Source organism: Bacillus sp. A1, from assembly GCF_042296235.1.
Classification (GTDB): Bacteria; Bacillota; Bacilli; order Bacillales; family Bacillaceae; genus Bacillus; species Bacillus velezensis.
Window position 1 is genome coordinate 291,855 of sequence record NZ_CP141181.1, and the last position, 25,793, is coordinate 317,647.

The window sequence follows — 25,793 nt, forward strand, 5'->3', positions numbered from 1 at the left end:
GTAACAAATGAAAGAGAAAGTACGCTTTGGAAATCGTCATCATTCTGATTTACAGAACAGGGGGAAACGGCTTGTTTAAAAAATGGAGCGGAATCATTGTCATTGCGGCATGCTTTTTAATCGCGGCGGGCTGCGGCAATTCATCTTCAAAAGGTTCGTCAGGTTCTTCGAAAAGCGGCAAACTGCACGTCGTGACGACCTTTTATCCTATGTACGAATTCACGAAACAAATTGTCAAAGACAAAGGCGATGTAGACATTCTCATCCCGTCTTCGGTCGAACCCCATGATTGGGAGCCGACGCCGAAAGATATCGCCGGCATTCAAAACGCCGATCTTTTCGTATACAACAGCGAATATATGGAGACATGGGTTCCTTCAGCGGAAAAAAGCATGAGCTCTGATCATGCGAAGTTTGTAAAGGCGTCAAAAGGAATTGACTTACTCGAAGGTTCGGATGAAGAGGAAGAGGAACATGGACACGGCGGTCATGACCACAGCCACAGCATGGACCCTCACGTGTGGCTCAGCCCGGTTCTTGCGCAAAAAGAGGTCAAAACCATTACGGCGCAGATCGTAAAACAGGACCCGAAGAATAAAGCATACTATGAGAAAAATAGTAAAGAATATATTGCAAAACTGCAGGATCTTGATAAACTATACCGTACAACATTAAATAAAGCGGCGAAAAAAGAATTGATCACACAGCACGCGGCATTCAGCTATCTCGCCAAAGAATACGGCTTAAAACAAGTCGCGATTGCAGGCCTTTCTCCTGAAGAAGAGCCGAGTGCGGCCAAACTGGCGGATCTCAAAACGTTTGCCAAAAAGCATGATGTGAAGATCATCTACTTTGAAGAAGTTGCATCGCCTAAAGTTGCAGATACACTTGCCGGTGAAATCGGCGCGAAAACGGAAGTGCTCAATACACTGGAAGGTTTAAGCCAAAAAGAACGGGATAAAGGCATCGGTTATATCGACATTATGGAGAAAAACCTTGATGCACTGAAAGATTCGCTATTGGTTAAATAACATAGTGTGCGCCGCGGGGTGCACACTATTTCTATGCGGGAAAGGAAGGTCAGCATGAATCTCGTTACATTAAAAGATATCGTTTTTGGTTATTCGCATACACCGGTGCTTGACGGCGTGTCGCTGGAAATCAAAAGCGGCGAATTCGTCGGCATTACAGGACCGAACGGCGCGTCAAAATCGACGCTCATGAAAGTCATGCTTGGCATGCTCAGACCTTGGGAAGGAACGGCCGAGATCAGTAAAAAAAATGCAGCCGGAAAACGCCTGACAATCGGCTATGTTCCGCAGCAGATTTCTTCATTTAACGCAGGATTCCCAAGCACGGTTCTGGAGCTTGTGCAATCAGGCCGTTATACGAAAGGAAAATGGTTTAAACGATTGAACGAAACGGATCACCACGAGGTGGAAAACGCGCTGAAGATGGTGGAAATGTGGGATTTCCGCCACCGGAAAATCGGCGATTTATCCGGCGGACAGAAGCAGAAAATCTGCATTGCGAGAATGCTTGCGAGCAATCCGGATCTGCTGATGCTTGATGAGCCGACAACCGCGGTTGATTATGAAAGCAGACAGGGTTTCTACGAATTTATGCACCATCAGGTGAAAAATCACAACCGCACCGTCGTCATGGTGACACACGAACAAAACGAAGTACAGCAGTATCTGGATAAAGTCATACGGCTTGAGAGGGGGGAAAAAGGCGGATGGAAATGTTTGACTTGGAATTCATGCGACGAGCTTTTCTAGCGGGAAGCATGATCGGAATTATGGCGCCGATATTAGGCGTATATCTCGTGCTGAGAAGACAGGCGCTGATGGCGGATACGCTGTCTCATATTTCATTGTCGGGCGTGGCCATCGGTTTTTTTCTCAGTACCAATATTACGGCGGCGAGCATCGTTGTCGTCACGATCGGAGCGATCGGCATTGAATACATGCGGCGGGCGTACCGTACATATTCAGAGGTATCTATCGCAATCTTAATGGCGGCCGGGCTGTCGTTTGCGATGTTTCTGATCAGCCTGTCAAAAGGCGGCGCGTCGATGAGCATCGATCAATATTTATTTGGATCGCTTGTCACGGTCAGCCAGCAGCAGGTCTATATTATCGGAGGCATTACCCTGCTGATTCTGCTTTATTTTATTATACTAAACAGACCGCTCTACCTGCTTACCTTTGACGAGGCGACGGCTAAGACATCAGGCATTAACACAAACCTCCTGTCAATGTCATTCAGCATCGTGACGGGGCTGGCGATTTCGGTCATTATTCCGATTATCGGCGTGCTGCTCGTTTCCGCGCTCCTCGTACTGCCCGCGGCTTTTGCAATCCGTATTGCCAAAGGGTTTAAATGGGTGTTTGCGGCGGCCATTATTATTTCTCTTTTCAGTGTGTTCATGGGGCTGACGTCTTCGTACCAGCTCGGAACGCCTCCTGGGCCGTCAATCACTTTACTGTTAATCATTCTGCTTCTGCTCGGGTTTACGCTGCAGGGGATTTGGAATGCGTTTAAAAAAGGAAAAGAACGAAAAAACCGCCGTTAAGCGGTGCAGCAGTCTCATCTGCTGCTCCGTTTGACGGCTTTTTTTACAGAAATATATCAGCAAGACGCTCATATGACTCTTTTTTTGCTTCGAAATCAAAGACGTTGCACAGCACCATTATCTCTTTTGTCTGATACCGCTCGGAAAGTTCAAGCAGACGGCGTTTCACTGCGGCAGGAGAGCCGACCACCATCCGCTTCCTGTTTTCTTCTATCTGTTTACGATCCTCCGGCGAATACGGATAAGCCTTCGCTTCTTCCACACTCGGCACGCGGCTGTCGGCGCCTTTTCCGACACGAAGAAGCCATAAATCCTGGCTTAAGGCGAGTTCTTCCGCTTTCTCATCCGTAGCCGCGCATATGACGAAAATGGCACAGAGCGAGGCGGGAGCGGAAAAATGGGCGGAGGCCCGGAAATGGTCCCGATAGATCTGAAAAGCTTTTTCCCCGCGTTCCGGATTAATGAAATGGCCGAAGACATAGCCCGCACCTTGAAGAGCGGCGCGTCTGGCGCTGTTTTCCCCGAGTCCGAGCACCCAAAGCTGCGGGGCTGTTTCAATCAAAGGCGCTGTTTTTATTCCTGCATAAGCATGGTTCGAGGGAATCGAATCTGTCAGAAAGGATGATAAATCCTCAAGCTGCCTGTTGAATTCGGTCATGCTTTTCTTTACCCCGTCTGTGAGGGCGAGCCGGATTTTCGTTGTGCCGCCCGGTGAGCGTCCGACCCCGAGGTCAATCCGGTTCGGATGCAGCGCCTCAAGCTGACGGAAAGTTTCCGCGACTTTATAGGGGCTGTACTGCGGCAGCAGCACGCCGCCTGATCCGACACGGATGGACGTTGTGGCTGCGGCGGTATGAGCGATCATAATTTCCGGCGAAACGCTTGCGAGCCCTCTTGTGCCGTGATGCTCGGCAAACCAGTACCGCTTATAGCCCCACCCTTCACTGAGGCGGGCGAGCTCCGCTGAACGGCGGAGCGTCTCGTGCGGCCCGTTTCCTTTGGATACGGGCGCCTGATCAAGTATGCTTAAATCAATCACTCGTCTGCCCCTTTCCTGACATGTATTGTTACAAGGATAGGAAAAATGTTCAGTCCCCGTCAATTTCTTTGTTTTCTCTATTCTCTCCGGAACGAAGGAGAATATAGGAAGTGATTTTTCGCCGTTTTTCGCCAAAAATTCTTATGTTTTATGAAACTTTGATATAATAAAAGACGTATATCTTAATAAACACCGGGATTCTTGTCCCGGAATTTAGTAAAAATGCGCACTTGCGGCGTGCTTAGCGGCACCCTTACAGAATAGGAGTGAATCATATGGCGATCTCTTTACAAAAAGGACAGCGGATTGATTTAACAAAAGGAAAAGCCGGCCTGTCAAAACTGCTGGTCGGACTCGGCTGGGACCCTGTATCATCCGGGGGCTTTTTCGGAAAGCTGTTCGGCGGAGGCGGTGCCAATATCGACTGTGACGCTTCCGTACTGATGCTTGAAAATGATAAAATGACAGACAGCAAAAACGTCATCTATTTCGGCAATCTGAAAAGCCGGTGCGGCGGTGTCGTACATACGGGTGACAACCTGACGGGTGAAGGCGACGGCGATGATGAACAAATTCTCATCGATTTAGCGAAAGTGCCCGCTCAGATTAATAAACTTGTGTTTGTCGTCAATATTTACGACTGCGTCAGACGAAAACAGGACTTCGGCATGATTCAAAACGCGTTCATCCGCGTTGTTGATCAGGCTAATCGCGAAGAACTGGTGACTTACAATTTAAGAGATAACTATTCAGGCAGAACGAGCCTGATCGCGGCTGAAATCTACCGCCAGGACGGCGAGTGGAAATTCGCCGCAGTAGGAGAAGGCACAAACGATACAAAAATCGGCGATATCGTTAACCGATACGCCTAAACGATAAAAAGGAGAGTGTACTCATGGCAATTTCATTGGCAAAAGGACAAAAAGTAGATTTGACTAAAACAAATCCGGGTCTTTCTAAAGTCGTTGTCGGTCTTGGCTGGGATACAAACAAATACGACGGCGGACATGATTTTGATTTAGATTCCAGCGTCTTTCTATTAAATGAAGCAGGAAGATGCGCGTCGCCCGATGATTTCATTTTCTATAATCAGCTTGAAGGCGGAAACGGCTCTGTCGCACATTCAGGCGACAACCTGACAGGCCAGGGCGAGGGCGATGACGAAAGCGTAAGAGTCAACCTGAGCGCGGTGCCCGCGGCTATTGACAAAATTTCATTCGTCATCACGATTCATGAAGCGGAAGCCCGCGGCCAAAACTTCGGACAAGTTTCCAACGCGTTCGTGCGCATTGTCAATGAAGAGACAAATGAAGAGCTGATCCGCTACGATCTGGCTGAAGATTTCTCAATTGAAACAGCCATTATCGCAGGGGAGCTTTACAGACATAACGGCGAATGGAAATTTTCCGCGATCGGCTCAGGCTACCAAGGCGGACTGGCCCGTATTGCGACAGATTACGGCCTGCAAATCGGCTGAACCATATCAAACACAGAAGGGAGAGACAGCACATGGCTATTCAATTGGCGAAAGGACAGCGTGTTGATCTGACAAAAACGAACCCCGGTCTTACAAAAGCGGTGATCGGCTTAGGCTGGGATACGAACAAGTACTCCGGAGGGCATGACTTTGACCTTGACGCGTCGGCTTTTCTTGTCGATGCCCATGACAACTGTGTAAATGATCTTGATTTTGTTTTCTACAATAACCTGGAACACCCGAGCGGGGGCGTCATCCATACGGGAGACAACCGGACGGGCGAGGGCGAGGGAGACGATGAACAAATTATCGTCGACTTCTCAAAAATACCCGCAAATATTGAAAAGATCGGCATCACCGTCACGATTCATGATGCGGAAGCGCGCGGCCAAAATTTCGGACAAGTGTCTAACGCGTTCGTGCGCGTCGTCGATGAAAACAGCCAGAATGAACTGCTTCGTTTCGATTTAGGGGAAGACTTCTCGATTGAAACGGCGGTTGTCGTTTGTGAGCTTTACCGACATGGGGCTGAGTGGAAGTTTAACGCCATCGGCAGCGGGTTTTCCGGCGGTCTGGCATCACTTTGCCGGAATTACGGCTTGCAGGTGTAAGCAGGAAATTACCGTTTTACTAAATAGGAGGAAAAAACTTGGATTTTCTACATCATATTATGTCGACCTACGCTTCCTTTTTTGATTGGAAAATGTGGGGTGAGGTGCTGACTGACCCTGTATCATGGGGGCTGATCGGTTCCTTGGTTCTGCTGGAAGGGCTGCTGTCGGCCGACAATGCGTTAGTGCTTGCGGTGATGGTAAGGCATCTGCCTGAAAAACAGCGGAAGAAAGCATTAACATACGGATTGTTCGGGGCATATATTTTCCGTTTTATCTTTATCGGGATCGGAATGCTGCTCATTAAGTTCTGGTGGATCAAAGTGCTTGGCGCGCTGTACCTGGCTTGGCTCGTCATTAAGCATTTCTGGATCGGAGAAGGTGATGACGATACGGAAGGCATGAAGAAAAATTCATGGATGGTCCGTACGTTCGGAATTTTCTGGGCCACTGTCGTTTCAGTTGAGTTAATGGATCTGGCCTTCTCTGTTGACAGCATTCTGGCCGCGTTTGCGGTATCGGAAAAAGTGTGGGTGCTCTTGATCGGCGGTATGCTCGGCATTCTCATGATGCGTACAGTCGCAAAAGTATTCCTTGTTTTAATTGATAAAATCCCTGAGCTTGAAAACACGGCTTTCGTGCTGATCGGGATTATCGCCGTGAAAATGGCGGCGAGCGCCTTTGATTATGAAATGCCGCACGTGGTGTTCTTCGGAATCATCATCGCTGCGTTTGTGGTAACGTTTATTATCCACTATTTCAACAAACAAAAGCAGGTTCAGGAGCAAACGGCTGCATCTAAAGAAGAATAAAACAAAAAAGGAGGGAGAGTTTCATTTCCTTCCTTTTTTGTACCGATAATCATGAAGAGAAAGGAGGAAAATGATGAAGCAGGAAGAATTGGTGATCCGAAAGGCCGAGCCGGAAAACGGTGACTGGGAAACGTTTCTGATGCGGCCGCTGCCGGAACGTCCCGGTTATGAGCGGGAAAACGGGCTGGCGTTTACCCGGCTTGCCGTCCGGATTTTGGGCACTCCTTATGATGAGACGGAGTATTACAATAAGCTTTTCGAGCTGTCTTCTCATGAAAACATCCATGTGTTAAGCGAGACGCTGGATAAGACTATCGCTCCTGAAACGTTTCAGGCGCTCCAGCACATTCATTCCGTCAATCAAAAGGAGAAAGGGCTTTCGGTTTCCAGGTTTGTCGCGTTTCTCGATGGAGGCAGGCTGCTTGCCAAACACGCTGATCCGCTTATGCACCGCCGGCTGAGAACCGCGTTTATGACGCTTTTGGAAACCTTTGCGGACCGGCATGAAAACGGGCTGAATCATCCCGATTTCCGGCGTGTGCTCTTGGATGTGTCAAAGTTTTCGCTGAACCACCTGAATCCATGGCTCGAACAAGCCGATATAGAGCGTGAGATGCCGAAGGTGGTGTGGTATGGAGACGCTACCAAAAGCCAGCTCTATTTTCTCTATTATATAATGCTGATCGGCTGTGACGTCCTATTGTTTCATCCGGCTGCGGAAGATCCGTTCAGCTTGATTGATCCGGATGAGGAACTCAGCTTTGTGATAAAGCTCCCCGCAACAGGCGGCCTTGAGCCATTCCCGAAAGAAAAGCCGGACAGAACGTCCACGACGGCCTACCGGTCAACGAAAGAAATTGAGCATGTGCTGAACCATGAGGAATCTATGATGTATAAGCCTTGGCAGTTCAGGGATCATACCCCGCAGTCCGTGACATTAAAAACGACGTATGATGAGTTATTTCTCATTGCGAAGGAGCGGGCGTTTATCCGGCCGCAATTTAAAGCGGACAGGGAGCGGGTGGCCGTTCCGAACCTTTTTGCGAAAGTGATGGGGGTTTCCAAAGATACGAAAGAATATTGGAACAGACTCCATACCGCCGCGGACTATCAGGAGACACACATGATCCGCAGTTTTCCGTTTACGGAAGAGCTGAAAGCCAACTACCAGTATCACTACAGTCAGGTTTTGAACGAAGAAGGAGCGATTGACGCGGACAGGCTGAAAAGAAGCAACATCTGGCAGTACAAGCATCTGCCTTCAGGTGTGCAGAGCGCCATCGCCAATGTGATTTCTGACATGTGCAGAAACCCCGGGCTGAAGGCTTTGCCCGGCGAGCAGGCAAGGGATGCCGCAATCTATTTGTTCCGCCAGGCGACGAACCTGCCCGCTTCGCTGCTGCAATTGATTCAGACGTTTGATTACGCCCAAACCGTTCCGAAACTCGTTTTATATCATACGGAACAAAATGGCGAACTCACACGTTCTGACGCCGCCGCTCTGTTGTTTTTAAATAAATTCGGCGTCGATATCATCTTGTATAATCCGCCGGGGCATCAAGATATTGAGCATTATATTGAAGAAAGCCAATTTGATGTCCATTGGCTGGAGGACATGGTGTTTCGGCAGGAATATAAGGAGCCGTCACTCGTAAGAAAGCTGTTTAGAACCATTACGCAAAAGCAGGGAGAGTAAATAAACATGACAGAAAATCAAAATCCGCTTGTTCTTGATAAAAATGAAGAGATTTCTGAACAAAAAGCAGATGACATCAGGGTGCAGCTGCGCCAAGACCCTGAGGTGCAGCGCATTTCGCAGCAGATTGACGTGAAAAACCAAATGGAGCTGCTTGAGTACGGAAAAGAACCGGCAGTTGAAATCTCGAAGTTCTCAGACCGCATCTTAAATATGATGAAAACAACAAGTGTCACGGATTCAGGCACAATGCTGACGCAGCTCGGAAAAATCATGGACCGTTTCGACAAAAATGATTTCGATGAACCAAAAGGATTTCTCGCTAAAATGTTCAAACGCGGCAACAGCATGATTGAAAAGATTTTTCAAAAGTACCGCACGTTGGGCGGAGAAATTGAAAAAATCCACGTCGAAATTTCAAAATACAAAGATGAAATGGCAAAGACGAACCATACGCTAGAAGAGATGTATGAAAACAACATTAACTACTACATGGAGCTTGAAAAATATGTCGTTGCCGGGCAGATGAAGCTTGAGGAAATGCAGGCGCTCATTCCTTCTTATGAAGAAAAAGCGGCAGGCGGAAACCAGCTTGCGCAAATGCAGCTCGATACGCTTCGTGACGGGCTTCAGGCGCTTGAGGAACGTGTCTATGATTTAGATATGGCGCGGATGGTGGCGCTGCAAACGGCGCCGCAGATCCGCCTCCTTCAGCGCGGAAATACGAAGCTCATCGGGAAAATCAATTCCGCTTTCGTCATTACGATTCCGATTTTCAAAAACGGCATCATTCAGGCTGTCACAGTCAAACGGCAAAAGCTTGTGGCTGATTCAATGAGCGAGCTTGACCGCCGCACGAATGAAATGCTGAAGCGCAACGCTGAAAATATTTCAAACCAAAGCGTGGAGATTGCCCGTATGGCAGGCCGTCCGAGCATTGACATTGAGACGATTGAAACGTCTTGGAACACGATTGTCAGCGGTATGCAGGAAACGAAACAGATCGAAGAAGAGAACAGACGTATCAGAGAAGACGGCGCGAAACGGATTCAACAGCTTCAGGATAATATTAAAAACGCAGTCTTAAAGAATTAACACACACCCCGCTTGCTTACGGCAAGCGGGATTTTTTTGCGAAAAAAGATAATGACAATGTGTAAAGACAGGTGTAAACTTATACGGTAATCATTTTCGATTTGAGGTGCTGCTTATGAACAAACAACCTGCCGTCACTCCGCGAAAACTTCTGGCGATTGCCGGAATGGGCTGGCTGTTTGATGCGATGGATGTCGGAATTTTATCGTTTATTATCGCCGCGCTTCACACTGATTGGAATTTAACACCCGATCAAATGAAATGGATCGGAAGCGTCAATTCCATCGGTATGGCAGCGGGCGCCTTTGTATTCGGAATGCTGGCCGACAGGATCGGCCGGAAAAAAGTGTTTATGATCACGCTGTTATTCTTTTCTGTCGGAAGCGGCATATCCGCTTTCGCAACGGGATTGACGGTTTTTCTCATATTGCGTTTTCTGATCGGAATGGGGCTTGGCGGGGAACTGCCTGTCGCCTCAACGCTCGTGTCAGAAGCGTCCGCTCCCGAAAAGCGGGGACGGATCATCGTGCTGCTTGAGAGCTTTTGGGCCGCGGGCTGGCTTCTTGCGGCGGTGATTTCCTACTTTGTCATACCGTCATTCGGCTGGCAGGCCGCGCTGCTCTTAACGGCGCTGGCCGCATTTTATGCGCTGTACTTGCGGAAAAGCCTTCCGGAATCACCGGCGCATCAGGCATTGCCGCAGAAAAAAAGCATACGCGGGCAGGCGGGAAGTGTCTGGACGAAACCGTATATCCGGCCGACGGTGCTGCTGTCTGTCGTTTGGTTCTGCGTCGTCTTTTCATATTACGGCATGTTTTTATGGCTGCCGAGCGTGATGCTGATGAAAGGCTACAGCATGATTGAGAGCTTCGAATACGTCCTTCTGATGACACTTGCTCAGCTTCCCGGATATTTCTCTGCGGCGTGGCTGATCGAAAAAGCGGGGCGGAAGACCATCTTAGTCATCTATTTGCTCGGAACGGCGGGCAGCGCTTATTTCTTCGGTGCCGCGGATTCATTGGCCATGCTGCTCACAGCGGGCATGCTGCTGTCCTTCTTCAATCTCGGCGCATGGGGCGTGCTTTACGCCTATACACCGGAGCAGTATCCTGCGGCGATCCGTGCGACCGGTTCCGGCACAACGGCGGCTGTCGGCAGAATCGGCGGCATTTTCGGTCCGCTTCTCGTCGGATCGCTTGCAGCCCGGAACGTTTCGTTTACTGCAATTTTCGCCGTCTTTTGTGCGGCCATCCTGGTTGCTGTCATCACGATTCTTATTCTCGGAAAAGAAACGAAACAGACAGAGCTTGCGCAATGAGCACCCTTTTGGGGTGCTTTTTTTAGTGAGCTGTCTGTTGGCAGACCTATATTTTTCCTTAATATTCCTTATTTTTAGGAGGGGAAAACTTCTTTTTCCGGGACAATGTCGCAAAAAAATTCTTGTATTTGTAAAAAAAGGATAGGAAATCAGTTTGCAGCACATTCGATGGAAACGTTCTCAAGCCTGATAAAAGCCCGGTTTCCTTTATAATTTATCCTCAATAAGGAGGATTAGAGAGTATTTAGAAGCATACCAGAGGAAAATAAGACACAGGGATGTTTTTAAAGTAATGATACAAAATAAAAGGGATTATGATGTTTGTTTGACTTATTACAAACGTGTTACGGTATTAAAGATTGCTTATTATGGAGGGAAAATATGAATTTGGATGAGAAACCAATTAAGATAAAAGTCGAAAATGTATCTAAGGTTTTCGGAAAACAGACAAAAAAAGCCATTCAGATGCTGTCCAGCGGAAAAAACAAAAAAGAGATCCTGAAAGCGACCGGATCAACCGTTGGTGTCAATCAAGCAAACTTTGATGTATATGATGGGGAGATATTTGTCATCATGGGTCTATCGGGGAGCGGTAAATCAACTTTAGTTCGGCTGTTAAACCGGCTTATTGAACCGACTGCCGGGAATATTTATATTGATGGTGACATGATAACAAATATGTCAAAAGACCAGCTCCGGGAAGTGCGCCGGAAAAAAATCAGCATGGTCTTTCAAAAATTTGCGCTGTTTCCGCACAGAACAATTCTTGAAAATACGGAATACGGCCTGGAGCTTCAAGGCGTCGACAAAAAAGAGCGTGAGCAAAAAGCGCTTGATTCGCTTAAACTTGTCGGTCTTGAAGGCTTTGAACACCAATTCCCAGATCAGCTCAGCGGAGGAATGCAGCAGCGTGTCGGACTTGCCCGCGCATTGACGAATGATCCTGACATTCTTCTGATGGATGAAGCTTTCAGTGCGCTTGATCCGCTGATCCGCAAAGACATGCAGGATGAGCTTTTAGACCTTCATGACTCTGTCGGCAAGACGATCATCTTCATCACGCATGATCTTGATGAAGCATTGCGCATCGGCGACAGAATCGTGCTGATGAAAGACGGTAACATCGTTCAGATCGGGACGCCTGAAGAAATTCTGATGAGCCCGTCCAATGAATACGTTGAGAAATTCGTTGAGGACGTTGATTTATCCAAAGTTCTGACAGCGGGCCACATCATGAAGCGCGCTGAAACCGTGCGGATTGACAAAGGGCCTCGTGTAGCGCTGCAGCTCATGAAGAATCTCGGTATTTCTTCTATTTACGCCGTTGATAAACAGAAACAGCTTCTCGGCGTCATTCACGCGGCGGATGCGAAAAAAGCGGTGGAATCCGACTTATCACTTCAGGATATTTTAAATACTGAATTTACGACTGTGCACGAAAGCACGTACTTGACGGAAATTTTCGATGTCGTGTCTGATGCGAATATTCCGATCGCCGTCACGGACGATAAGGACCGCATGAAAGGCATTGTCGTGAAAGGCGCATTAATCGGCGCGCTTTCAGGAAATAACGATTATATAAATGTTGAAGATTCTGCTGAACAAGCTCAGGATTCTTCTGTTCAGGGGGTGAAGTAAATGGACAGATTGCCTAGAATTCCGTTAGCAGATATCGTTGACCGGTTTGTTGACTGGCTTACCATGACGTTCGGAGGTTTCTTTGACGGAATCTCAAACGGTTTGGCCGCTTTCGTAAACGCGATTGTGAGCGGTTTGGGTTTCATCCCGTCTATTTTATTGACTGTTATTTTTGCAGCTCTCGCTTGGTGGATCAGTACGAGAGGAATTGCACTCTTTACGTTAATCGGATTCCTTGTTATTGATTATTTGGGCTATTGGTCGCCGATGCTGCAAACGTTGGCGCTTGTCGTCACATCTGTTTTGATTTCCATTATTATCGGGGTTCCGATCGGCATATGGGCGTCTCAGAAAGAAACGGTCCGCCGCATTGTCACACCGATTCTGGATTTAATGCAGACCATGCCGGCTTTCGTATATCTGCTGCCTGCAATTTTCTTCTTTAATATCGGGGTTGTGCCAGGCGTCGTAGCATCTGTTATTTTCGCGATGCCTCCGACGATCCGCATGACGGTTCTCGGTATTAAACAAGTTCCGGCTGATTTGATCGAAGCGACGGAAGCATTCGGTTCAACGACGTCTCAGCGTCTGTTCAAGGTCCAGCTTCCGCTTGCCACAAAAACGATTCTTGCCGGTATTAACCAAAGCATCATGCTTGCTTTGTCAATGGTCGTTATCGCGGCCATGGTCGGTGCGCCGGGCCTCGGTTCTGAAGTATACAGCGCCGTGACACAGTTGAAAACCGGTGTCGGAGTGGAAGCGGGTATCGCGATCGTCATCGTAGCGATTACACTCGACCGTATCACGCAAAACATTAAAGTGAAGAAGAAGAGCAGGGGGAATGCCTGATGCTTAAGAAAATCATCGGTGTCGGCGTTACCGCTGCGCTGGCTCTTTCTTTGGCTGCCTGCGGTTCGCAGACTGATGGTAAGGCAACGGCTGCGGACCAGGTGAACAAAACCATTATCGGTATTGATCCGGGATCGGGGATCATGGCCCTGACGGATGAGGCCGTGAACGATTACGGATTGAAAGACTGGAATGTCGTCACGGCGTCAAGTGCTGCCATGACGGCGACATTGAAGAAATCATATGACCGGAAAAAGCCGATCATCGTAACGGGCTGGACGCCGCACTGGATGTTCTCCAGATACAAGCTGAAGTTCCTTGATGATCCGAAAAAAACGTACGGAACTGCCGAGCAGATTCATACGATTACAAGAACCGGCTTCAGTAAGGAACAGCCTAACGCGGCCAAAGTTCTCAGCCAGTTCAAATGGACGCAGGACGATATGGGAGAAGTCATGATTGCCGTTGAGGAAGGCGAAAAGCCGGCCAAAGCCGCTGCTGAATATGTGAAAAAACATAAAGATCAAGTAGCTCAATGGACAAAAGGCGCTCATAAAGTAAAAGGTGATAAAATCAACCTGGCTTATGTGGCGTGGGACAGTGAAATCGCAAGTACGAACGTGGTCGGAAAAGTATTTCAAGACCTCGGCTATGACGTGAAGCTGACGCAAGTGGAGGCAGGACCGATGTGGACTGCGATTGCGACAGGCAGCGCGGATGCGTCATTGTCTGCTTGGCTTCCGAATACCCATAAGGCATATGCGTCTAAATATAAAGGCAAATATGAAGATGTGGGAACGAGTCTGACAGGCGTCAAGATGGGTCTGGTCGTTCCTCAGTATATGAAAAACGTCAATTCAATTGAAGATTTGAAGAAGTAATGAAGAAAAGCAGCCCTGTAACGGGCTGCTTTTTTTTAAGCTTCAAACGATTTGAGGACGGCGGCCGTTAATATCTCAACGCCAGTAAAGATGGCGCTTCGGTCAAATGTCATATGCGGATGGTGAAGTCCCGGCTCCAGACCGCATCCCAGGCCGAGCATCGTCGTTTTCAAGTTCGGCACCTTTAACCCGTAAAAATGAAAATCCTCTCCACCGGTTGTCACAAGAGGTTCATCCACATGTTCTTCTCCGAGAATGCCGCTTATCGCAGATGCCATGATGGCTTCCGCCTCCTTGTTTCGCTCGGCTGCCGGGAGGCTGTGTTCTTTTTGCAGTTCAATTTTTGCGCCGAATGCGGCAGCAGCCGCTTCGCAGGCTCTTTCGGTTTCGGCGGTTAATTTCTCCATGGCGGCATTGGTCTGTGCGCGGAGATCAAGGCTGAACGATGCTTTTCCCGGGATGATATTGGAACTCTCTCCGCCTGCCTGAAGCTTTGTCATCTTCACGGAATGCGGGATGCCGGGATCAAGATGAATGAAGCTGAGTTTTTGGACGAGAAGAGCGGCGATTTCGATACTGTTAAGGCCGAGATGCGGTCTCGCGCCGTGGGCTTCTTCTCCGATAATCAGGCCGTCAATATGCTGGCTTGAGCCATGCAGAATGGACGGTGCGCATCGGCCGTTTGCCGTTTCCTGTACGGGGCGCACGTGCACGCCGTATAGGAAGTCAACATCACCCAGTACGCCTTTTTCAATCATTTTCAGCGCTCCGCCGCCTTTTTCTTCCGCCGGCTGAAAAATAAAGCGGATGGTGCCCTTCGGAAGCTGCGGCTGACTTTTTAAAAGCATCATCGTGCCGAGCGCCATCGTCATATGTGAATCATGTCCGCATGAATGGTTCGCCTGAAAGACACCGTCCACTTCCTGCCACAGCGCGTCAATATCCGCCCGGACAGCCACAACGGGCGAGCCTTCTCCGATTTCGCCGACAACACCGGTACAATCATCAAACGTGCGGGTCCGGCAGCCGGCCGCTTTCAGTTTTTCAGTCAGATATTCAGTTGTTTGATATTCTTTCCAGCTTACTTCGGGATTGGCGTGCAGGTGGTCAAAAATATCCATAATGACTTGCTTTTCATGCTCTGTGAGTCTGTTCATGCCGTAAGTCCTCCTTCAAAAGCTGTCTGTTTTTTATTTTTGATATTGAAAACAGGCAATCGGTCTGTATATAATATAGCACACATATCTGTATTTTCTGAATAGTTTATAAATTTAAAGCGGGATGGTGATGGTATGGCTGTTCCCAAGGCCGAACCTGTATTGAAAAAGAAGAAATTGTTTGTGATGCCTGATGCTTATGTGCTGCTGTTCATTGTCGCTTTACTATGCGCGATAGCATCGTACATCGTTCCCGCGGGGGAATTTGACAGGGTGACAAAGGGCAGTGTGACGTCCGCCGTCCCGGGAAGCTATCATTCTTTGAACCAGTCTCCGGTCAGCCCGATCGCTTTTTTTACCGCGATTCAGGAAGGGATGACAAGTTCCGCGCCGATTATTTTTTTAATCCTGTTTACAGGCGGCACCATTGCGATTTTGGAGAAAACGGGCACCATCAATGGATTGATCAATAATGTCATCAGTACGTTCCGCACAAAACAGCTGCTGTTTATTGCGATTGTCGGATCTCTATTTTCGATCCTCGGTACAACCGGCATCATCGTTAATTCCGTGATCGGCTTTATTCCGATCGGCCTGATTGTCGCCCGTTCGCTGAAATGGGACGCCGTGGCCGGAGCGGCAGTCATTTATATCGGCTGTTATGCCGGGTTTAACGCGACGATTTTATCACCTTCACCGCTCGGGTTATCACAAAGCATCGCGGAGCTGCCGCTGTTTTCCGGCATCGGCCTGCGGATTGCCGTCTACATTTGTTTTCTGCTATCATCTATTTTATATATTTATCGGTATACGAGAAAACTCAGAAAAGCAAAGGAAGCCAGTCTGCTGGGGAACGATTGGTTTCCGGCGGCAGGTTCACTCCCGCAGGTTTCTGAGCCGGAGGACAAGCATGTCCCGTTTACTGTCCGCCATAAACTGATTCTGGCTGTTGCGGCTTTGTCGCTTGCCGGCTTTTTATACGGTGCGCTTACTCTTGGCTGGTCTGATTCAGAGATGGCCGCCGTGTTCATTTTTATCTCAATCGTGTCCGGCCTGATTGCGGGAATGGCGGCAAATGATGTCGCAAAAACATTTATTACAGGCTGTCAGGGGCTCGTTTACGGCGCGCTGATCGTCGGAATGGCGAGAAGCATTTCCGTTATCCTGGAACATGGAAAGCTGCTTGATACGGTAGTCAATGGACTTGCGTCACTGCTGCACGGTTTCAGCCCGATGGCAGGCGCAATCGGGATGTATATTTCCAGCGCCCTGCTTCATTTTCTGATTTCATCGGGCTCAGGGGAGGCGGTCGTATTTATTCCGATCTTGGCGCCGCTTGCCGATCTGATGGGCATCACGAGACAGGTCGCGGTTGAAGCGGTCATGCTCGGAGAAGGCGTCGTAAACTGTGTCAATCCGACTTCCGGCGTGCTGATGGCCGTACTGGCTGCCAGCGGCATTCCGTACGTAAAGTGGCTTCGCTTCATGATTCCGCTGGCGCTGATTTGGTTTGTCATCGGCCTCGTGTTTATTTGCATAGGCGTCCTGATCAATTGGGGTCCTTATTAATATTTTTGTCAATGATATTTCGGTTTTATCATTATGAATCGGCAAGATATAATGGGAGTTGTAAGCCATTCTTAATAGTACGGGAGGAAGTCATGAATCAGCGTCGGAACGGACTTTCAAACGTGAATGGAAAGAGTGAGAGTGTGAAAGAGAAAGAACGAATGATTTGGTCAGAAGTCGGAATGCTTGTGGGCACACTGTCTTTGCTTGACATCATCGTACGCGGACTTGTTCTGAACTGTCCGTTTAGGGAATGGGCCGGAAGCTTGGCGGTTTTCTTCATTATAATTGTTTATTATTGCATCAGGGCGGGAGCGTCGGGAATGCTCATGCCGAGAATAGACACCAAAGAAGAACTGCAAAAGCGGGTGAAGCAGCAGCGGATAGATTCAATTGCGGTCACTTTTGCGGCAGCGGCGCTTACGATGTACGACAGGGGGTTTCCCCATACATTCTTTGCTTGGCTGAAAATGATCTTTCTTTTTATCGTCTGCGGAGGCATTCTGTTTCTGCTTCGGTATGTCATTGTGAAGCTGTCTTACAGAAGAGCGATAAAAGAAATAAAAAAGAAATCATCTTGATGGTGGTTTCTTTTTTTGTTTATAAGAGAAAAGTCTTTTAATTTGATAGGAATATAGATTTGAATTCACTCTGCCGCGTTGCTTTGATAGAGAGTGTGTGGTAAGTTCAAATGTAAGCGTTAACAGAATTATCCAGTCTTCACAACAATTGAAAGGAGGAAGCTGAAGAAAGAGTAAGAGGAATTTTTGACTCCGCAGTCAGTCTTCAAAAATCAAATAAGGAGTGTCAAAAATGTTTAAAAAACGATTCAAAACCTCTTTATTGCCGTTATTCGCCGGATTTTTATTGCTGTTTCATTTGGTTTTGTCAGGCCCAGCGGGTGCAAACGCTGAAACTGCAAACAAATCGAATGAGGTGACCGATTCATCGGTCAAAAACGGGACCATCCTTCATGCATGGAATTGGTCATTCAATACGTTAACACAAAATATGAAAGAGATTCGTGATGCGGGTTATGCAGCCATTCAGACGTCTCCGATTAACCAAGTAAAGGAAGGGAACCAAGGAGATAAAAGCATGTCGAACTGGTACTGGCTCTATCAGCCGACATCGTACCAAATCGGCAACCGTTACTTAGGCACTGAACAAGAATTTAAGGACATGTGTGCAGCCGCGGAAAAGTATGGCGTAAAAGTCATTGTCGATGCGGTTGTCAATCATACCACCAGCGATTATGGCGCGATTTCTGATGAGATTAAGCGTATTCCAAACTGGACCCATGGAAACACACAAATTAAAAATTGGTCGGACCGATGGGACATCACTCAAAATGCATTGCTTGGGCTGTATGATTGGAATACTCAGAATACTGAGGTGCAAGCCTACCTGAAAGGTTTCTTGGAAAGAGCATTGAATGACGGAGCAGACGGGTTCCGCTATGATGCCGCCAAGCATATAGAGCTTCCGGATGATGGGAATTACGGCAGCCAATTTTGGCCGAATATCACAAATACATCGGCGGAGTTCCAATACGGAGAAATCCTGCAAGACAGCGCGTCCAGAGATACTGCTTATGCGAATTATATGAATGTGACGGCTTCTAACTATGGGCATTCCATCAGATCCGCTTTAAAGAATCGTAATCTGAGTGTGTCGAATATCTCCCATTATGCATCTGATGTGTCTGCGGACAAGTTAGTCACATGGGTGGAATCACATGATACGTATGCCAATGATGATGAAGAGTCCACATGGATGAGTGATGACGATATTCGTTTAGGCTGGGCAGTGATTGGTTCCCGCTCAGGAAGCACGCCTCTTTTCTTTTCCAGACCTGAGGGCGGAGGAAATGGTGTAAGATTTCCCGGAAAAAGTCAAATAGGAGATCGCGGGAGCGCCTTATTTAAAGACCAGGCGATCACTGCGGTCAATCAATTTCACAATGAAATGGCCGGGCAGCCTGAGGAACTCTCAAATCCGAATGGCAACAATCAAATATTTATGAATCAGCGCGGCTCAAAAGGCGTTGTGCTGGCAAATGCAGGATCGTCTTCTGTCACCATCAATACTTCAACGAAATTACCTGACGGCAGGTATGATAATAGGGCCGGCGCCGGTTCATTTCAAGTAGCGAACGGCAAACTGACAGGTACGATCAATGCCAGATCCGCGGCTGTTCTTTATCCTGATGATATTGGAAATGCGCCTCATGTCTTTCTTGAGAATTACCAAACAGAGGCAGTCCATTCTTTCAATGATCAGCTGACGGTCACCCTGCGTGCAAATGCGAAAACAACAAAAGCCGTTTACCAAATCAATAATGGGCAGGAGACAGCATTTAAGGATGGAGACCGATTAACGATCGGGAAAGAAGATCCAATCGGCACGACATACAACGTCAAGTTAACCGGAACGAACGGCGAGGGTGCATCGAGAACCCAAGAATACACGTTTGTCAAAAAAGACCCGTCCCAAACCAACATCATTGGCTATCAAAATCCGGATCATTGGGGCAATGTAAATGCTTATATTTACAAACATGATGGAGGCGGGGCCATAGAATTAACCGGATCGTGGCCGGGGAAAGCCATGACTAAGAATGCAGATGGAATTTACACACTGACGCTGCCTGCGAATGCGGATACGGCCGACGCCAAAGTGATTTTTAACAATGGCAGCGCCCAAGTGCCCGGACAGAACCATCCCGGCTTTGATTATGTGCAGAATGGTTTGTATAACAACTCTGGTTTGAATGGTTATCTTCCGCATTAATGGATAGGGCCATCATTACATCAAACCCTTGCTTCGGTTAGGAAATCAATCACGCTGAAAAGATGACAACATCCTAAAACGGTTCTGTTTTAGGATGTTGTCAACAATCTGGAAACCATCACCGGTATTTTTTTGTCCAAAAATCAAACTTTTCTCTTGCAAAAGTTTGTGAAGTGTTGCACAATATAAATGTGAAATACTTCACAAGGTAAAAACAGACACCACGAAACACTGGAGGATGAGCATACATGATGAACGAACGAGTGAACAAAGTAGCATTAATCGGAGCAGGTTTTGTTGGAAGCAGTTATGCATTTGCGTTAATTAACCAAGGGATCACAGATGAACTTGTGATCATTGATGTAAATAGAGAAAAAGCCATGGGAGATGTCATGGATTTAAATCACGGAAAGGCATTTGCGCCTCATCCGGTCAAAACGTCTTACGGCACATATGAGGATTGCAAGGATGCCGATATCGTGTGCATCTGTGCAGGGGCCAATCAAAAACCGGGCGAAACGAGACTTGAGCTGGTCGAAAAAAATCTCGCCATTTTTAAAAGCATTGTCGGTGAAGTAATGGCAAGCGGATTTGACGGCATCTTCCTCGTTGCCACAAACCCGGTCGACATTCTCACTTATGCGACATGGACATTCAGCGGGCTGCCGAAAGAACGCGTCATCGGCAGCGGCACGACACTGGATTCTGCGCGATTCCGTTATATGCTGAGTGAATACTTCGGAGCCGCTCCGCAAAACGTACACGCCCACATTATCGGCGAGCACGGCGATACCGAGCTTCCTGTATGGAGTCACGCCAATATCGGCGGAGTGCCGGTGCAGCAATTGCTGGAGAAAAATGCAGCTTACAAACAGGACGAGCTGGATCAGATCGTTGACGATGTGAAAAACGCGGCCTACCATATTATCGAGAAAAAAGGCGCGACATATTACGGAGTGGCGATGAGCCTCGCCCGCATCACAAAAGCGATTTTGCGTAATGAAAACAGCATTTTAACCGTCAGCACATATCTGGACGGCCAATACGGTGTTAACGACGTCTTTATCGGCGTTCCGGCCGTCGTCAATCGGAACGGCATCGCAGGTGTGACGGAACTTGAGCTGAATGAAACAGAACAGGCTCAATTCAGCCGCAGCGCAAACGTGCTGAAAGATATTCTCGCTCCGCATTTCGCAGAGTAAACAAAAAAGCAGTACATGACAAACGCCATGTACTGCTTTTTTTAATTCGCTTTTTTCGCCATTTCCTGAGAGGTTTTTACTCTCGCTTTTCCCATAAACAAAATGGTAACGGCCGCAATGACGATCGGCGCCAGCGCAAGCGTAAATACATATGTGATGCTTTGCGACATGGCGTCAATAATGCGATCCAGAATGTACGGCGGAATATGAGCGCGCGTGCCGGCCTGGAAGATCTCCTGCGGATTTCCGATGTTCTGCATCGCGCCGCCCGCTCCTTTCATGCCGCTGAATGAATCTGTGAGCTTATTGGTAAACACATTCGTCTGGACGGTTCCGAAAATCGTCACACCGAGTGTCATGCCGAATGATCTCAAAAACGAGTTTGTTGAGTTGGCGCTTCCGCGGTAACGCGGCTCCAGATCGTTCATGGACGCGGCCGGCAGCAGTGAGAAGTTAAAGCCGACGCCGAATCCTGAGATCAGCATGAATACCGTCAGCATCGTACGCGCCGTATCCGGTGTCATATTGGAAAGCAGCAGCATTCCGATAAAGAAAGCGACCACGGAAATCAGCATTAAATTGCGGAACCGCACTTTCGTCTGGAAAATTCCGCCGATCATACTTCCGATAACAGAACCGATCATCATCGGCGTCAAAATAAAGCCCGCGCTTGTCGCGGTGCTTCCGTACACAGCCTGAACGAAGATCGGGATAAACACCGCTAAAATGACGAACGTGGCTCCGTAAAGGAACGCCAGAATCTGTGCCGTAGCAAATAAACGGTTTTTAAACATCCAAAATGAGATAATCGGTTCTTCCGCTTTTCTTTCCACAATAAAAAAGGCGATAAAGAACACGGCGAATACAGCGAACAGACCGATGATCTGCACGGAGTTCCAATCATACGTTTTTCCGCCGAGCTCAAGAGCGAACATCAGACCGACAATGGAAACCACCAGCGTGATTGCGCCGGCCCAGTCGATTTTCTGTTTCTTGTGTTCAAGGGACTCTTTATAATAACGCAGAATGAAAAACAATGATAAAATACCGATCGGCACGTTGATGTAAAACACCCAGTGCCAGCTGATGGAGTCGGTAATGAGCGCGCCTAAAAGCGGCCCGAGAACGCTGGAAAGGCCGAAAACGGCACCGAACATGCCCGACATTTTTCCGCGTTTTTCCGGCGGAAATAAATCAAAAATGATCGTGAAGGCGATCGGCATCAGCGCGCCTCCGCCGATTCCCTGAATAACGCGGTAAATAATGAGCTGATCCATTGTTTGGGCGATTCCGCATAATGCAGATCCGATTAAGAAAAGAATAAGACCGAATAAAAAGAAACGTTTGCGTCCGTACATATCGGACAGTTTTCCATAAATCGGCATACCGGCCATAACGGCTACCATGTATGATGCCGTCACCCACGCGAACTTATCGAAACTTCCGAGGTCCGCCACGATATTTCCCATCGCAGTGGCAACGATTGTATTATCCATAGCCGACATTAAAATGCCCAGCAAAAGACCGATGACGACAAACTTTGTCGTGGCGTCCTTCGCGGCTGTTTGTTCCATGCTTTTTTCCTCCCATACTTACTTTTGATCATTAAATTTGCTATGATCATATTAGATTTGCCGAAAATTATCTTGATCGTCAAGATAAATTGATTTTATAGGGAGGCCTGTCAGTTGTCAACAAGAAATACCAGAAGCGAGACGGAGGAAACCGCGATACAGTTATTCCGGAAGATGGCCACAAGAACGATCCTTTTTCATCAGGCCGCCGCTCAATCTCTCGGTCTGTTTCCGACCGATTTGAAATCAGCTGATATCTTAAATGAAGCAGGCCCGATGACCGCAGGCGAGCTTGGGAAAAAAACCGGCCTCAGCACAGGTTCGGTAACGGCGCTCATTGACCGGCTCGAAAAAGCGGGATATGTCATGAGGAAAAAAGACCCCGAAGACAAACGGCGTGTGATCATCGTGCCGCTGACAGCAGGAAAAGCGAATGTGAAGCAATTGTTCAGCTCCTTATCCCAGTCCACGATCAGCCTTTGCCGGCAATATAAAGAAGAAGAACTGCGGCTGATATTCGATTTTTTAGGAAAAGCGACGGACATGATGGAAGACGAGCTTGAGAAATTAAAATAATGTATCATAGCACGGCCCATTCATGAATAACTTGTACAAGTTGCATGAATGAGGGGGAAGCCAATGAACATCTTTTTAAGCTACATCGTTCTCGGGCTGTCATTGTCAGCACCTGTCGGACCGGTCAATGCGGCGCAAATTGACAAAGGCATCAAAAACGGCTTTTGGCATGCATGGATTTTCGGTCTCGGCGCTATGGCCGCGGACGGGCTGTATATGATTCTGATCTATTTCGGGCTGTCTCAATTTTTGACCGCTCCTTTTGTAAAAACGTTTTTGTGGCTCTTCGGTTTTTTCGTGCTGACCTATACGGGAGTCGAAACGCTAAAAAATATCAGGGAAGCCATGAATGTCAGAAGCGGAAAAGGAAAACCGGCTTTTTACAAAACATTCGGCGCGGGATTTTTTATTTCTCTTTCCAATCCGCTGAGCATTTTATTCTGGCTCGGCATATACGGCAGCATCCTCGCTAAAACCGCTGAATCCTTCGATGCAAATCAGCTTTTGATTTACAGCTCCGGCATTCTTCTCGGCATTTTGATCTGGGATTTCTGCATGGCGGTCGCCGCGAGCACTTTCAGAAATCTCCTTCATGAAAAAGCGCTCCGCTGGCTGACGGGAGCGGCGGGTGTGTCTTTGATCGTTTTCGGGTTTTATTTCGGATGGCAGGGGATTCAAATGCTCATCTCATAAATAGAAGAGTCACCCATCGCCTATCTCCATCATAACGTATCATGACGATACTGGAGGTGGGCCGATGGCAAGCGAGCTGTACACAAAAAGTTGCCTTGAGGAAAAGTTATTGGATCTGCCAAATTGGCAGAGAATCGCTTTTGAGCTTCTATCAGAAAAAGTAGGCGATAAAGCGGACGCGTTTCCGTGCATTCCCGGACGTCAGGGATTTTTGACAGATCAGCTCCGGATATCCTTTGCGGGTGATCCCCGCGAAGAGGGAACCCCGGAGGAAGTGGGACTACTGCTGTCCGAGTACGGAAAGATCTCAAGGAATACCGGAAAATACGCGTCGCTGCTTGTGATTTTTGATACGCCTGAGGATTTAGCTGAGTATTATTCCATTGAGGCGTATGAAGAGCTGTTCTGGTCTTTTTTAAACCGGCTGAGCGGCTGCGATCCGAAAGACTGGCCGGAAGACATACCGGAAGACCCTGAACATTATAAATGGGAGTTCTGCTTTGACGGCGAGCCGTATTTTATTCTGTGCGCGACGCCTGCGCATGAAGCGAGACAAAGCAGAAGCTTCCCGTTTTTTATGCTGGCGTTTCAGCCGAGATGGGTTTTCGAAGGATTAAATGATTCAACCGCGTTCGGACGAAACATGAGCCGGCTGATCAGAAAACGCTTAGAGGCGTATGATGAAGCCCCTCTTCATCCCCGATTGGGGTGGTACGGAGGAAAAGACAATTTAGAATGGAAGCAATATTTCCTCCGTGATGATGAGACGCAAGTGTCAAAGTGTCCCTTTTCTTATTTGAAGAGACTGTTTAAACCGACGAAATAAGCTATGATCCGGCAGGGCTGTGTCCCTGCTTTTTTTGTACGATCCATGTCACGATCGCAATGACGGCGAGAAAACAAAGGCTGACCAGAAAACCGGGCCGGCTCGATTTCTCAAACAGCGTCCCGTAGACGGCCGCGACAATCAGCACAAGGGCGATAACAATCTGTACGGTTCCCATCTTTGTCGTTTCGAGCAGTTTCTTGCCCGAGAACAAAATGAACAGCCACGTATAAAGAAGCATCAGGCCCGCCGCGGTCGTCATGTGTTCATATATATTTTTCGGCAGCACCAATGACAGGATGATGGAGACGATGAGTCCGGCAAACGTCAATCCGAGCGCAGGCCAGCAGATTTTTTTGTTTTCCTTTAATCTGAAGCATTTCGGCGCATCTCCGTCATCTGCCATCGTACAAAGCAATGTCGTCACGGCAAACAGCGAGGCGACGAGCGTGGAAAATCCCGCAATAATAAAAATCCCGTTAAAAATATCAAGAATGATATCTAAATGAAAACCCTTCAGCGATGTAATAAACGGGCTGTCCTGTTCGGTGAATTTGCCCAGCGGCACTAACAGCAGCGCCAGGCCGAGAGAAATGACGTAAATCACCGCAAGAACGGCAAGCATCAGCCGGCCTGATTTTGAGGCTTCCTCCGGCTTTTTCAAATGCACGGTCATCAGCCCCAAGACTTCAATTCCTCCGAAGGCGTAAAACGCATAAATCAATCCGGTCCATAACCCCATCGCTCCGTGCGGGAACAAATCCTTTGATTCGTTCGGCACCTGCACATCCGGTTTATGAGAAAATATACCGCACAGCGCCAATATGGCGATGACGATAAACATAACAATCGCCGCCGTCTTGACAACAGCGAGCACATTTTCCGTTTTTTGAAAAACGGACAGCCCCGTAAATATAATCAAGAGACCGAGCACCGCATAGATGGAGGCGAAAATCCACAGCGGCACATTCGGAAACCAATGCTTCGTAAATAGCGAGATCGCTGTCAGCTGGCTTCCAGTGATCAGCATCTCGGACGACCAGTACACCCATCCGTTGCTGAAACCGGCCCAAGTGCCGAAAGCCTTTCTCGCATAAGCGCAAAAAGACCCCTTTTCGGGCTGTTTGGCCGAGAGCTTCGCGAGCTGCTCAAAGACAAAATAGGTGCCAAGCCCGGCAATAAGAAATGAGATCAGCGCGGAAAATCCGCTTTTGACAATAGCGATGCTGGACCCGAGAAAAAAGCCCGTCCCGATTGTGCAGCCGACGCCGATTAAGGAGAGCTGCCACCAAGCGAGATTCCCTTTAGGCTGGTCCTGTGATTTACTCATGAAGTTCAACCCCTTTATCAAAGCTTAGATTGCAGCCGTCAGAAGGGGAATATACATCCAATAAATTGCTTTACATGAA

At 48.0% G+C, this 25,793-nt stretch carries 24 protein-coding genes; 20 read left to right on the top strand and 4 right to left on the bottom strand.

The genetic code is table 11. The features are described from left to right. The first annotated feature begins 71 nt into the window (after nt 1–71). From U2H13_RS01620 to U2H13_RS01630, 3 genes are read left to right on the top strand one after another with little or no spacing between them, the layout of a single operon-like run. Complete coding sequence (locus U2H13_RS01620) at nt 72–1,031, top strand: metal ABC transporter substrate-binding protein (RefSeq protein WP_029973931.1); 960 nt, start codon at nt 72–74, stop codon at nt 1,029–1,031. A gap of 54 nt (nt 1,032–1,085) precedes the next feature. Beyond that, entirely contained in the window at nt 1,086–1,781 is a 696-nt protein-coding gene (locus U2H13_RS01625; RefSeq protein ID WP_021495283.1) for a metal ABC transporter ATP-binding protein, read from the top strand. Then, complete coding sequence (locus U2H13_RS01630; RefSeq protein ID WP_007409044.1) at nt 1,739–2,578, top strand: metal ABC transporter permease; 840 nt, start codon at nt 1,739–1,741, stop codon at nt 2,576–2,578. The genes U2H13_RS01625 and U2H13_RS01630 overlap by 43 nt, the downstream gene beginning before the upstream one ends. 43 nt (nt 2,579–2,621) lie before the next feature. Here the strand turns inward: U2H13_RS01630 and U2H13_RS01635 are convergent, their stop codons facing one another. Continuing rightward, nucleotides 2,622–3,617, bottom strand: a complete 996-nt coding sequence (locus U2H13_RS01635; protein ID WP_014416842.1) for an LLM class flavin-dependent oxidoreductase — start codon at nt 3,615–3,617, stop codon at nt 2,622–2,624. A 275-nt stretch (nt 3,618–3,892) separates the two neighbouring features. On the opposite strand from U2H13_RS01635, the gene U2H13_RS01640 reads away from it, so the two are divergent. The 10 genes from U2H13_RS01640 (at nt 3,893) to U2H13_RS01685 (ending at nt 13,994) form a co-directional block, all read left to right on the top strand. Beyond that, complete coding sequence (locus U2H13_RS01640) at nt 3,893–4,489, top strand: TerD family protein (protein ID WP_015239102.1); 597 nt, start codon at nt 3,893–3,895, stop codon at nt 4,487–4,489. 23 nt (nt 4,490–4,512) lie between these two features. Further along, entirely contained in the window at nt 4,513–5,094 is a 582-nt protein-coding gene (locus U2H13_RS01645) for a TerD family protein (protein ID WP_003156648.1), read from the top strand. 32 nt (nt 5,095–5,126) lie between these two features. Beyond that, nucleotides 5,127–5,705: a TerD family protein gene (locus tag U2H13_RS01650; protein ID WP_003156645.1), complete on the top strand. Its 579-nt coding sequence runs from the start codon at nt 5,127–5,129 to the stop codon at nt 5,703–5,705. Between the two features lie 38 nt (nt 5,706–5,743). After that, nucleotides 5,744–6,517, top strand: coding sequence for a TerC family protein (locus tag U2H13_RS01655; RefSeq protein WP_003156644.1), 774 nt, complete (start codon nt 5,744–5,746; stop codon nt 6,515–6,517). 73 nt (nt 6,518–6,590) lie between these two features. Further along, a complete protein-coding gene (locus U2H13_RS01660; protein WP_025650185.1) occupies nt 6,591–8,213 on the top strand; it encodes a YceG family protein in 1,623 nt (540 codons plus the stop codon). Nucleotides 8,214–8,219: 6 nt separating this feature from the next. Continuing rightward, entirely contained in the window at nt 8,220–9,308 is a 1,089-nt protein-coding gene (locus U2H13_RS01665; RefSeq protein WP_007609246.1) for a toxic anion resistance protein, read from the top strand. 115 nt (nt 9,309–9,423) lie between these two features. Next, nucleotides 9,424–10,626, top strand: a complete 1,203-nt coding sequence (locus U2H13_RS01670; protein ID WP_045508657.1) for an MFS transporter — start codon at nt 9,424–9,426, stop codon at nt 10,624–10,626. Nucleotides 10,627–11,007: 381 nt separating this feature from the next. Continuing rightward, a complete protein-coding gene (gene opuAA, locus U2H13_RS01675; RefSeq protein WP_003156640.1) occupies nt 11,008–12,264 on the top strand; it encodes a glycine/proline betaine ABC transporter ATP-binding protein OpuAA in 1,257 nt (418 codons plus the stop codon). Continuing rightward, nucleotides 12,265–13,113 carry a glycine/proline betaine ABC transporter permease subunit OpuAB gene (gene opuAB / locus U2H13_RS01680; RefSeq protein WP_003156639.1) on the top strand — a complete coding sequence of 283 codons (849 nt, stop codon included), beginning with the start codon at nt 12,265–12,267 and terminating at the stop codon, nt 13,111–13,113. It begins immediately after the preceding gene. Then, nucleotides 13,113–13,994, top strand: coding sequence for a glycine betaine ABC transporter substrate-binding protein (locus U2H13_RS01685; protein WP_014416846.1), 882 nt, complete (start codon nt 13,113–13,115; stop codon nt 13,992–13,994). The genes opuAB and U2H13_RS01685 overlap by 1 nt, the downstream gene beginning before the upstream one ends. 35 nt (nt 13,995–14,029) lie before the next feature. On the opposite strand, the gene U2H13_RS01690 is transcribed toward U2H13_RS01685, so the two are convergent. Then, nucleotides 14,030–15,151, bottom strand: a complete 1,122-nt coding sequence (locus tag U2H13_RS01690; protein WP_014416847.1) for a M20 peptidase aminoacylase family protein — start codon at nt 15,149–15,151, stop codon at nt 14,030–14,032. A 135-nt stretch (nt 15,152–15,286) separates the two neighbouring features. Here U2H13_RS01690 and U2H13_RS01695 point away from each other — a divergent pair, with 135 nt between their 5' ends. The 4 genes from U2H13_RS01695 to U2H13_RS01710 all read left to right on the top strand — a co-directional run bounded on the left by U2H13_RS01695 (nt 15,287) and on the right by U2H13_RS01710 (nt 20,715). Then, entirely contained in the window at nt 15,287–16,720 is a 1,434-nt protein-coding gene (locus U2H13_RS01695) for a YfcC family protein (protein WP_376700646.1), read from the top strand. A 92-nt stretch (nt 16,721–16,812) separates the two neighbouring features. Beyond that, a complete protein-coding gene (locus tag U2H13_RS01700; RefSeq protein ID WP_029973922.1) occupies nt 16,813–17,301 on the top strand; it encodes a DUF6773 family protein in 489 nt (162 codons plus the stop codon). 232 nt (nt 17,302–17,533) lie between these two features. After that, on the top strand, nt 17,534–19,513 hold the full coding sequence (locus tag U2H13_RS01705; protein ID WP_021495278.1) for a starch-binding protein: 1,980 nt from the start codon (nt 17,534–17,536) through the stop codon (nt 19,511–19,513). A 248-nt stretch (nt 19,514–19,761) separates the two neighbouring features. Continuing rightward, nucleotides 19,762–20,715 (top strand): L-lactate dehydrogenase, encoded by a 954-nt coding sequence (locus U2H13_RS01710; RefSeq protein WP_014416851.1) that lies wholly within the window; start codon nt 19,762–19,764, stop codon nt 20,713–20,715. Nucleotides 20,716–20,756: 41 nt separating this feature from the next. Here U2H13_RS01710 and U2H13_RS01715 read toward each other — a convergent pair whose 3' ends face one another. Then, nucleotides 20,757–22,289, bottom strand: coding sequence for an MDR family MFS transporter (locus U2H13_RS01715; protein ID WP_121984608.1), 1,533 nt, complete (start codon nt 22,287–22,289; stop codon nt 20,757–20,759). 114 nt (nt 22,290–22,403) lie between these two features. Between U2H13_RS01715 and U2H13_RS01720 the strand changes: the two genes are divergently transcribed. The 3 genes from U2H13_RS01720 to U2H13_RS01730 all read left to right on the top strand — a co-directional run bounded on the left by U2H13_RS01720 (nt 22,404) and on the right by U2H13_RS01730 (nt 24,384). Then, complete coding sequence (locus U2H13_RS01720) at nt 22,404–22,865, top strand: MarR family transcriptional regulator (RefSeq protein ID WP_003156626.1); 462 nt, start codon at nt 22,404–22,406, stop codon at nt 22,863–22,865. A gap of 63 nt (nt 22,866–22,928) precedes the next feature. Next, on the top strand, nt 22,929–23,558 hold the full coding sequence (locus U2H13_RS01725) for a LysE family translocator (protein ID WP_007409057.1): 630 nt from the start codon (nt 22,929–22,931) through the stop codon (nt 23,556–23,558). Nucleotides 23,559–23,622: 64 nt separating this feature from the next. Beyond that, nucleotides 23,623–24,384, top strand: a complete 762-nt coding sequence (locus tag U2H13_RS01730) for a YqcI/YcgG family protein (protein WP_015416762.1) — start codon at nt 23,623–23,625, stop codon at nt 24,382–24,384. 1 nt (nt 24,385) lies between these two features. Here U2H13_RS01730 and U2H13_RS01735 read toward each other — a convergent pair whose 3' ends face one another. Next, on the bottom strand, nt 24,386–25,714 hold the full coding sequence (locus U2H13_RS01735) for an amino acid permease (RefSeq protein ID WP_121984609.1): 1,329 nt from the start codon (nt 25,712–25,714) through the stop codon (nt 24,386–24,388). Nucleotides 25,715–25,793 lie beyond the last annotated feature (79 nt).

Bases quoted from the DNA above. Each gene is read 5' to 3' on its own strand.
- U2H13_RS01665 (WP_007609246.1), top strand. From the start codon at position 8,220: ATGACAGAAAATCAAAATCCGCTTGTTCTTGATAAAAATGAAGAGATT.
- U2H13_RS01645 (WP_003156648.1), top strand. From the start codon at position 4,513: ATGGCAATTTCATTGGCAAAAGGACAAAAAGTAGATTTGACTAAAACA.
- U2H13_RS01650 (WP_003156645.1), top strand. From the start codon at position 5,127: ATGGCTATTCAATTGGCGAAAGGACAGCGTGTTGATCTGACAAAAACG.
- opuAA (WP_003156640.1), top strand. From the start codon at position 11,008: ATGAATTTGGATGAGAAACCAATTAAGATAAAAGTCGAAAATGTATCT.
- U2H13_RS01685 (WP_014416846.1), top strand. From the start codon at position 13,113: ATGCTTAAGAAAATCATCGGTGTCGGCGTTACCGCTGCGCTGGCTCTT.
- U2H13_RS01630 (WP_007409044.1), top strand. From the start codon at position 1,739: ATGGAAATGTTTGACTTGGAATTCATGCGACGAGCTTTTCTAGCGGGA.
- U2H13_RS01715 (WP_121984608.1), bottom strand. From the start codon at position 22,289: ATGGAACAAACAGCCGCGAAGGACGCCACGACAAAGTTTGTCGTCATC.
- U2H13_RS01670 (WP_045508657.1), top strand. From the start codon at position 9,424: ATGAACAAACAACCTGCCGTCACTCCGCGAAAACTTCTGGCGATTGCC.
- U2H13_RS01660 (WP_025650185.1), top strand. From the start codon at position 6,591: ATGAAGCAGGAAGAATTGGTGATCCGAAAGGCCGAGCCGGAAAACGGT.
- U2H13_RS01695 (WP_376700646.1), top strand. From the start codon at position 15,287: ATGGCTGTTCCCAAGGCCGAACCTGTATTGAAAAAGAAGAAATTGTTT.
- U2H13_RS01690 (WP_014416847.1), bottom strand. From the start codon at position 15,151: ATGAACAGACTCACAGAGCATGAAAAGCAAGTCATTATGGATATTTTT.
- U2H13_RS01735 (WP_121984609.1), bottom strand. From the start codon at position 25,714: ATGAGTAAATCACAGGACCAGCCTAAAGGGAATCTCGCTTGGTGGCAG.
- U2H13_RS01625 (WP_021495283.1), top strand. From the start codon at position 1,086: ATGAATCTCGTTACATTAAAAGATATCGTTTTTGGTTATTCGCATACA.
- U2H13_RS01700 (WP_029973922.1), top strand. From the start codon at position 16,813: ATGAATCAGCGTCGGAACGGACTTTCAAACGTGAATGGAAAGAGTGAG.
- U2H13_RS01730 (WP_015416762.1), top strand. From the start codon at position 23,623: ATGGCAAGCGAGCTGTACACAAAAAGTTGCCTTGAGGAAAAGTTATTG.
- U2H13_RS01705 (WP_021495278.1), top strand. From the start codon at position 17,534: ATGTTTAAAAAACGATTCAAAACCTCTTTATTGCCGTTATTCGCCGGA.
- U2H13_RS01725 (WP_007409057.1), top strand. From the start codon at position 22,929: ATGAACATCTTTTTAAGCTACATCGTTCTCGGGCTGTCATTGTCAGCA.
- U2H13_RS01710 (WP_014416851.1), top strand. From the start codon at position 19,762: ATGATGAACGAACGAGTGAACAAAGTAGCATTAATCGGAGCAGGTTTT.
- opuAB (WP_003156639.1), top strand. From the start codon at position 12,265: ATGGACAGATTGCCTAGAATTCCGTTAGCAGATATCGTTGACCGGTTT.
- U2H13_RS01640 (WP_015239102.1), top strand. From the start codon at position 3,893: ATGGCGATCTCTTTACAAAAAGGACAGCGGATTGATTTAACAAAAGGA.